At 65.2% G+C, this 7,878-nt stretch carries 11 protein-coding genes and 2 tRNA genes; 6 read left to right on the top strand and 7 right to left on the bottom strand.

The genetic code is table 11. The features are described from left to right. Window positions 1-127 precede the first annotated feature (127 nt). The 3 genes from uvrB (at window position 128) to DBR20_RS00135 (ending at window position 2,506) form a co-directional block, all read left to right on the top strand. Window positions 128-2,152: an excinuclease ABC subunit UvrB gene (gene uvrB / locus DBR20_RS00125; protein WP_108264751.1), complete on the top strand. Its 2,025-nt coding sequence runs from the start codon at window positions 128-130 to the stop codon at window positions 2,150-2,152. A gap of 107 nt (window positions 2,153-2,259) precedes the next feature. Next, window positions 2,260-2,334: transfer RNA gene (locus tag DBR20_RS00130), tRNA-Val, on the top strand. 97 nt (window positions 2,335-2,431) lie between these two features. Continuing rightward, a tRNA-Val gene (locus tag DBR20_RS00135) sits at window positions 2,432-2,506 on the top strand. A 112-nt stretch (window positions 2,507-2,618) separates the two neighbouring features. On the opposite strand, the gene DBR20_RS00140 is transcribed toward DBR20_RS00135, so the two are convergent. The 5 genes from DBR20_RS00140 to DBR20_RS00160 form a co-directional block, all read right to left on the bottom strand. Continuing rightward, window positions 2,619-2,951, bottom strand: a complete 333-nt coding sequence (locus DBR20_RS00140; protein WP_108264752.1) for a hypothetical protein — start codon at window positions 2,949-2,951, stop codon at window positions 2,619-2,621. Between the two features lie 261 nt (window positions 2,952-3,212). Next, window positions 3,213-3,407, bottom strand: coding sequence for a hypothetical protein (locus tag DBR20_RS00145; RefSeq protein ID WP_108264753.1), 195 nt, complete (start codon window positions 3,405-3,407; stop codon window positions 3,213-3,215). Window positions 3,408-3,438: 31 nt separating this feature from the next. Then, the gene (locus tag DBR20_RS00150; protein ID WP_032975717.1) at window positions 3,439-3,630 is read right to left on the bottom strand and encodes a hypothetical protein; all 192 of its coding nucleotides are present in this window, start codon (window positions 3,628-3,630) and stop codon (window positions 3,439-3,441) included. A gap of 65 nt (window positions 3,631-3,695) precedes the next feature. Then, the gene (locus DBR20_RS00155; RefSeq protein WP_025875233.1) at window positions 3,696-3,890 is read right to left on the bottom strand and encodes a hypothetical protein; all 195 of its coding nucleotides are present in this window, start codon (window positions 3,888-3,890) and stop codon (window positions 3,696-3,698) included. Window positions 3,891-3,901: 11 nt separating this feature from the next. Next, the gene (locus tag DBR20_RS00160; RefSeq protein ID WP_108264754.1) at window positions 3,902-4,471 is read right to left on the bottom strand and encodes a TlpA disulfide reductase family protein; all 570 of its coding nucleotides are present in this window, start codon (window positions 4,469-4,471) and stop codon (window positions 3,902-3,904) included. Window positions 4,472-4,578: 107 nt separating this feature from the next. Between DBR20_RS00160 and DBR20_RS22010 the strand changes: the two genes are divergently transcribed. After that, the gene (locus DBR20_RS22010; protein ID WP_165780968.1) at window positions 4,579-4,719 is read left to right on the top strand and encodes a hypothetical protein; all 141 of its coding nucleotides are present in this window, start codon (window positions 4,579-4,581) and stop codon (window positions 4,717-4,719) included. Window positions 4,720-4,727: 8 nt separating this feature from the next. Here DBR20_RS22010 and DBR20_RS00165 read toward each other — a convergent pair whose 3' ends face one another. Together DBR20_RS00165 and DBR20_RS00170 are read right to left on the bottom strand one after the other, a co-directional pair. After that, a complete protein-coding gene (locus tag DBR20_RS00165; RefSeq protein WP_025875229.1) occupies window positions 4,728-5,015 on the bottom strand; it encodes a hypothetical protein in 288 nt (95 codons plus the stop codon). A gap of 39 nt (window positions 5,016-5,054) precedes the next feature. Next, complete coding sequence (locus tag DBR20_RS00170; protein ID WP_108264755.1) at window positions 5,055-5,822, bottom strand: MipA/OmpV family protein; 768 nt, start codon at window positions 5,820-5,822, stop codon at window positions 5,055-5,057. A gap of 144 nt (window positions 5,823-5,966) precedes the next feature. On the opposite strand from DBR20_RS00170, the gene DBR20_RS00175 reads away from it, so the two are divergent. After that, on the top strand, window positions 5,967-6,638 hold the full coding sequence (locus tag DBR20_RS00175; protein WP_108264756.1) for a response regulator transcription factor: 672 nt from the start codon (window positions 5,967-5,969) through the stop codon (window positions 6,636-6,638). 1 nt (window position 6,639) lies between these two features. Further along, window positions 6,640-7,878 (top strand): HAMP domain-containing sensor histidine kinase (locus tag DBR20_RS00180; protein ID WP_108264757.1); only part of this gene is annotated, 1,239 nt, incomplete at its 3' end.

Genomic DNA, 7,878 nt, shown 5'->3' on the forward strand with positions numbered 1-7,878 from the left:
TGTCCAGCCTCCCCGGCCGCCGCTGGCGACGCCATCAGGCATCGCCCTGCCGCTCTCCCCGGCTTCCCCTCAGCCGACCGTCACCGGACGCCCCCTATACTTACCTTCCCCGGGACCTGGCAACACCATGAGCGACAGTTTTCAACTTGTCTCGCCGTATTCGCCGGCGGGCGACCAGCCCAATGCCATCGCCAAGCTGACCAGCAATTTCGAGGCTGGCGTGGCCAAGCAGACCCTGCTGGGCGTGACCGGCTCGGGCAAGACCTACACCATCGCCAACGTCATCCAGCAGATCCAGAAGCCGACGCTGATCATGGCGCCGAACAAGACCCTGGCCGCGCAGCTGTACGGTGAGTTCAAGGCGTTCTTCCCGCACAACGCGGTGGAGTATTTCGTCAGCTATTACGACTACTACCAGCCGGAAGCCTACGTGCCGTCGTCGGACACCTTCATCGAGAAGGACAGTTCGATCAACGAGCACATCGAACAGATGCGGCTGGCGGCGACCAAGACTCTGCTGTCGCGACCGGATGCGATCGTGGTGGCGACCGTGTCGGCCATCTACGGCCTGGGCGCACCGGAAGACTACCTGTCGCTGCGCCTGATCCTGTCCAAGGGCGAGCGCATCGACCAGCGCGACCTGATCAATCACCTGACCCAGCTGCAATACACCCGCAATGAGTACGAGCTGCAGCGCGGTACCTTCCGCGTGCGCGGTGAAGTGATCGATGTGTTCCCTGCAGAATCGGACAGCGAGGCCCTGCGCATCGAACTGTTCGATGGCGAGGTGGAAAAGATCACGATGTTCGATCCGCTCACCGGTGAGACCATGCGCAACCTGATGCGCTTCACGGTGTACCCGAAGACCCACTACGCCACCACGCGTGAACGGGTGCTGGCAGCGGTGGAGACCATCAAGGTCGAGCTGAAGGAGCGGCTGGAGCAGCTGTACGCGCAGAACAAGCTGGTCGAGGCGCAGCGCCTGGCCCAGCGTACCCAGTTCGACCTCGAAATGATGGCCGAAGTGGGCTTCTGCAATGGCATCGAGAACTACTCGCGGCACTTGACCGGCAAGAACGCGGGCGAGCCGCCACCGACCCTGTTCGATTACCTGCCGGCCGATGCGTTGCTGGTGATCGACGAATCACATGTGACCATTCCGCAGATCGGCGCCATGTTCAAGGGCGACCGTTCGCGCAAGGAAACCCTGGTCGAGTTCGGCTTCCGCCTGCCGTCGGCGCTGGACAACCGTCCACTGCGTTTCGAGGAATGGGAAGCGCGCTGCCCGCGAAGCATCTACGTGTCGGCAACGCCGGGCCCTTACGAATTCCGTGAGGCCGGCGAGGACATGGCTGAGCTGGTAGTGCGCCCGACCGGTCTGATCGATCCGGTGGTGGAGATCCGCCCGGTCGGGACCCAGGTCGATGACCTGATGAGCGAGGCCAACGAGCGCATCAAGGCCGGTGATCGCGTGCTGGTCACCACCCTGACCAAGCGCATGGCCGAGAACCTCACCGAGTACCTGACCGAGCACGGTATCCGTGTGCGCTATCTGCACTCGGACATCGATACCGTCGAGCGGGTGGAGATCATCCGCGACCTGCGCCTGGGCAAGTTCGATGTGCTGGTCGGCATCAACCTGCTGCGCGAGGGGCTGGACATGCCCGAGGTCTCGCTGGTGGCGATCCTGGATGCGGACAAGGAGGGCTTCCTGCGCTCGACCGGTTCGTTGATCCAGACCATCGGCCGTGCGGCCCGCAACGTACGCGGCAAGGCGATCCTGTATGCGGACAGGATCACCCGTTCGATGCAGGCAGCGATTGACGAGACCGACCGTCGTCGCGCCAAGCAGGTCGAGTACAACCAGGAACACGGCATCATTCCACGCTCGGTCCTGCGGCCGATTGTCGACGTGCTGGAAGGCGCGCGCTCGGATGCCGCCGAGAAGGAATCCCGCAAGGGCAAGGGCAAGGGCCGTTCCGGTGTGGCCGAAGACACGGCCGACTACCGTTCGCTCAGCCCGGCGCAGTTGGCCGCTCGCCTCAAGGCCCTGGAGCAGCGGATGTACCAGCATGCCAAGGACCTGGAATTCGAGGATGCCGCCAGGGTGCGCGACCAGATCAGGCAGCTGAAGGAAGCCAGCCTGGGCTGAACGCGGTAAAGCGGCTTTTCTTCACAAAAGTATTGCGCTTGCCGGTCGTCGTCCGTAATATACGCGGCCTGCACCGACGCAATCGCGGCGCTGCAGAAGCAACAAACGGGCGGTTAGCTCAGCGGTAGAGCACTACCTTGACATGGTAGGGGTCACAGGTTCGAACCCTGTACCGCCCACCACGAAGTCCCCCAGGGGGCTGTCGTGAGCATGAAAAGCCCGGCCCTGGCGCCGGGTTTTTACGTAGAAGCACCAGCCTGCGGGCTGTACGGAATTTTTGGGCGGTTAGCTCAGCGGTAGAGCACTACCTTGACATGGTAGGGGTCACAGGTTCGAACCCTGTACCGCCCACCACCGGTTCCCGGCATCGCCGGAGCAGCGGTGGATACGATGAAAGCCGGCCCTGGGCCGGTTTTTTTGTGCCCGCGATTCGCGCTCGTCTGCGCCTGGCCGGCTGCTGTCGTCTTCAACCGCGTTGCTCGACACTGGCGCTGCGCTGCAGCTGCCAATGACCATCCACGCGCTGCCACAGCTGCATGAGCCCCCGGGAGTGCGCTTGCCCGCGCTGCCCCGCAGGCGCTTCAGCGTGCACGCGACCATGGGCCACCTGCAGTACGCGGTCCGCACTCAAGCGCAGGATCTGCACGCTCTGGCGGTCCGTCTGGCCGTGCGTGGCTGGCTCGCTGGCGGCACGCTGGGCATCGGCCTGCAGGATCTGCAATCGCAGCGAATCGCTTCCGGTGTCGGCGTCGCGGTTGCATAGACCGGCCATCAACAGCAGCAAGGCAAGCATCGGCATGGCACGGTGCTCCGGAGAAGGGAGTCCAGCGTTGCACTGTGGCCTGCGGTGTGAAACCGGTATCCGACGAAGGCGGGAAAAGTGCGCGCCAACGAGGGCCAGCAAGGATGAATCCGGGCTGGGTCGGGGCAGCTGCAGGACGCGACCATGAAAAAGGCCGGGCCGCCTGTGAAGGCAGTCCGGCCCGTTTGCCCGGAAGTGACCCCGTTGGCCGGGAAGCCTGGGCTCAGGTCACGACATGGCTGGAACCTTCAAGCAGGCTCAGAGCGGATCGCAGCACAGGCGAGGGCCGGACCAATGCCCTGAACCGCCATGCGGGCAACCCGGGGTGAACTCGCAGCCCGGTGCGAACCCGGCCTTGGCCGGGGTGGCGAAGGCCTGTGCAGCACCGAATGACATGGCGGCAACCACGACGATGCCGGCAATGGACGAGAACAGCTTCTTCTTTCCGATCATCTGTATCTCCTTTGCAGAGCGTCGAGGTGGATCACATGGGATCGCAGCAGACCAGCAGGCCGTGGGAGCCGGCATTGCCGTACGGGCAGCTGGGATGTTCCTTGCAGCCCGGTGCGAAGCCGGTCTTCACCGGGGTGGCGAAGGCCTGCGCGGCACCGAATGACATGGCGGCAACCACGACGATGCCGGCAATCGACGAGAACAGCTTCTTCTTTCCGATCATGTGTATCTCCTGGGAATGGCGATGGAACATGAGGTCACCGCTTGCGGGGCGGTGTCGAAGCGGAATCAGTTGGCGACGCAGCAGATGCGCGTGCCGCCGGCGCGGCCATTGCCGCCGAACATGCACCCGGGGGTATCCACGCAGCCTGGCGCAAAGCCGGTCTTCACCGGTGTGGCGAAGGCCTGTGCGGCACCGAATGACATTGCAGCAACGATGACGATACCGGCGACGGACGAGAACAGCGTTTTCTTCCCGATCATGTGTATCTCCTTCAGTTGGTGTGGCTTCCCGGATTCATTGCCTTGGCGACGGCCTGTACCGTCTCTGTGTCGAGCTGGCCGACATGCTTGTAGGCGACGCTGCCATCTGCGGCGAGCACCATCAGCATCGGTGTCAGCGTGGCGCGATAGCGTTTGGAGACTTCGCCCTGATCGTCGACGGCGATAGGAAACGCCAGCGCGTGTTTGCCGGCGTACCCGGCAAGCTGGTCATACGGCGGCAGGCCGACACCCACCAGCTCGGCGCTGCCACGTGCAGCCGCGATCTGCTGCAGCTGTGGCACCGAGGCCAGGCAGTAGCGGCAGGCGGTAGAGAAAAAGTAGAGGATCTGCGGAACGGCGCGCACGCCGCCGATATCGACATGGGTCTGCTGCGTCGTCCGCAGCGTCAACAGTTCAGGCCGGGTGCCGATTGCAGGACCATGCGCATCCAGCTGGGTCTGCTGCAGCTGTGCCGCCATCTGTTCGTTGACCTGCCGCAACTGGCGGTTCTGCCAGGAGAGCATGATGACCAGTGCGGCCAGCAGCAGAGCGACTACGGGAAACAGTGCACGCTTGAGCATCGATCATCCTTGAACGCCGCGTTGCATCGACCATACCGGAAACAGCAACAGGATTGTCAAGCTTTTGTATCATCGGTGACGCAGTTCCCAAACCACAGGACACCACCATGAGTGACCATGCTCCCGTTTCACGGCCGAACCCGATCATCGATCTGCTGTTCGGCGGCAACATGCTGGAAGGCACCTTCAAAGCGGTGGTGTGGGTCGCACTTTTGTCTGCGGTCCTGGCCTGGACAACCTTCCGCTGACGCAGTGCTCAGGCAGCGGTGAAGGCCTGCCGCAGGCTGCGCAGCGTTGCTTGCCGATACTCGGCCGCACACGGCTCGCCCATCTCCAGTTCCTGCAGGCGCAGGCCAACCAGGGTCATCGACAGGGCATAGCCGCGCGCCGCATCCGCAGCGCGCGACAGGCCAAGTGCACGTCGGGTCAGTGCATCGACATGATCCATGTCCGGCAGCAGGCCCAGGTAGGCGCGCTCGGCGCTGTCCAGATCCGGTGCGCGCAGGATCGCGTTGGCATCGGCGGTGGGGGTGACGGCGGCCATGCGGGATCCTTGTTGTCCGTGGGGCGGATGCAGGCTCGGTCAGAACGCGCGCATCAGCGAGATGAAGGCGGATGTCTGGCTGCTGCGGCGTGCCATCGGGCTGTCCTCGACGGCATCACCGAACCACTGGTTGGCGACCACGCCGGTCGCGCGCCATTTCGTGCCCAGCGGCGTGCTGACCGCGATCTGCAGGCTCGGCGAGGTGGCACTGCCGGGTTTGTAGGCTGCCAGCCCGGAGCGCAGGGCTTCCTCGCCGCTGATGCCGTAGTAGTAGTCGAGCAGGCGGGCGCTGGAATGCACCACGCCCACGCGCGGTACCCAGGTGAAACGACCGGCCTGGATCGGATAGCTGTAATGCAGGCTTGATTCAACACCGCCGCCATGCCCGCTCACTTCGCGCTTCACGCTGGCCGCAATCGCACCCCAGTCCGCGCTGTAGTCGGCATTGATGCCGACCATCGCCGACATCTGCCGGCTGTGCAGGCGGCGCAGCTGCGGATCGTTCACGTCGTCGGTCTTGAAGCGCAACGTGTAGGGCGTAGCCACGGCCGACAGGCGTAGGCCATCGGCCTTGTAGAGGTTCATGCCGAGCGAGCCGGGGCTGGCGAAGAAGCGCTTGCCCTGCCAGGACAGCGCCGGCAGCACCAGCGGCTTGTCGTCATAGTGCGCGTAGGCACCGGTCGTCGCGCCGAAGGTGATGCCGGCCTGCACGCCCGGGCGCTGTTCCTGCGCGTTTGCCAGCAGCGGCGTGGAGAGAACGACGGTGCACAGCAGGGGGCGCAGCAGGGCGGGGGGCAGTGAAGTCATCAACGTACTACTTTGCGGGGATGGCGATGCATGCTGCGCGCACAACATTGTCGGAACATTGCGCAGGCGCAATCTGCTGGAATCGGCGCCACTTGCACGCCGAAGGCACTATGATCGGCTCCGTTTCCGGTTGCCGAGCCCCCGATGCGCATTCTCCTGGTCGAAGATGATCCCGATCTCTCGCGAGCCCTGCAGTCCGGGCTGGAGCGCCAGGGGGTGGTCGCCGACGTGGTCGGCAGCCTGGCCGAAGCGGCGCTGGCCCTGCGTGAGCCGGTGCACCAGCTGATGTTGCTTGATCGGCAGCTGCCAGACGGTGACGGCGTGGGCTTCGTGGCAATCGCCCGTGCCCTGCGACCGAACCTGGCGGTGATCATGCTCACCGCCAAAGGTGGGCTGTCGGACAAGGTGGAGGGGCTGGATGTCGGCGCCGATGACTACCTAGTCAAGCCGGTGGCGATCGAAGAGCTGATGGCGCGCATACGCGCCGTATCGCGTCGACCGTCGGCGATGGTGACCCCCCGGTTGCGGCTGGGCCGGCTGGAGTTTGATTTCGAATCGCTGCAGGCGCAGGTGGATGGACAGCCGGTCGCCCTGCCGCGGCGGCAGGTGCTGGTGCTGCAGGCGCTGGCTATGCGGCAGGGTCGCACGGTCACCCGCAGTGCGCTGGAAGCGGCGGTGTACGGGTTCGATGATGAGATCCAGTCCAATGCACTCGACGCGCATATCTCAAAGCTGCGCAAGGCACTGCAGCAGGCCGGGGCAGGCGTGGAGATCCACGTGATCCGCGGCGTCGGCTACCTGCTGGCGGAGGCCTGAGATGGCACGACCGATCCGTTCGATCACCCTGGGGCTGGCATGGCGGCTGTTCCTGGCGCAGGCCTTCACGGTGTTGTTCGCCGTCGTCGCGCTGATCCTGACCTGGGGCGACAAGGACACCTGGGGCATGGACATGTTCATGGCCGAGAGCGCGGCCAACGCCGTGCACAGCGAAGGCGGCCGGCTGGTGCTGGATGAAGCACGCTGGCAGAAGCTCGACGCGCGTGCCGGCGGCAACCTGTGGTTCGCCGCGGTGGATGATCGCGGTGCATGGCTGCAGCGCGGCACGCTGCCTGCCATCCACGCGTCGCTGCTGGCCCGCCTGCCGACACTGGGCGCCACCGAGCTGGGTTCGCTGGTGCCGCCGTACCTGGACGTGGCCCGGGTGATGATCCGCAACGAAGACGGCCGCCGCATCACGGTGATGGTGGGCGGAGCGCCGAAGGGCGGCCTGCTGGATGGCGCATTGATGGTGCTGCGGTTGATCGGCCTGTGGTTCTTCCTGCCGTTGATCGTGGTCACGCTGCTGGTGATGCCGACGGTGATCCATCGCGCCATGCGTGGCGTGCGCCGGTCCGCGCAGCAGGCCAAGGAGCTGGATATCGGCCAGCCCGGAGCGCGCCTGGACGCGCAGCTGGTGTCGACCGAGGTGGCGCCTCTGGTCGAAGCGTTCAACGATGCGATCGACAAGGTGCAGCAGGGCTACGCAGCACGCGATAAATTCCTGGCCGATGCCGCGCATGAACTGCGGGTGCCGATTGCGGTGGTGCAGGCGCGTCTGTCGCAGTTGCCGCAGGGGGAGTTGAAATCGCAGTTGCTGACCGATGTCGCCCGCCTCGGCAATGTCGCCGAGCACCTGCTCGACCTGCAGCGGCTGGACAGGAACATCGCCGCGTTGCAGCGCCTGGACCTGGCGCACGTCGTGCGCGAAGCGGCCGCCGACCTCGCGCCGCTGGTCGTTGGCGCCGGCTATGGCTTCGAGGTGGATGCGCCGGAGACGCCGGTATGGATCCATGGTGATGGCCTGGCCCTGGGCCGGGTGATCGCCAACCTGGTGCACAACGCTATCGTCCACGGCGGTGGGCGCGGCACCATCTGCGTGCGTCTGGACCGGCAGGGCCTGCTGGAAGTCAGCGATCAGGGTGCCGGTGTGCCGGTCGGTGACCGCGAGGCGATCTTCGAGCCGTTCCACCGCCTGCGCGCCGCCGGCAGCGGCAGCGGCCTGGGCCTGCATCTGGTC

The sequence above is a fragment of the Stenotrophomonas sp. HMWF023 genome (genome assembly GCF_003060985.1).
GTDB classification, from domain to species: Bacteria; Pseudomonadota; Gammaproteobacteria; order Xanthomonadales; family Xanthomonadaceae; genus Stenotrophomonas; species Stenotrophomonas lactitubi.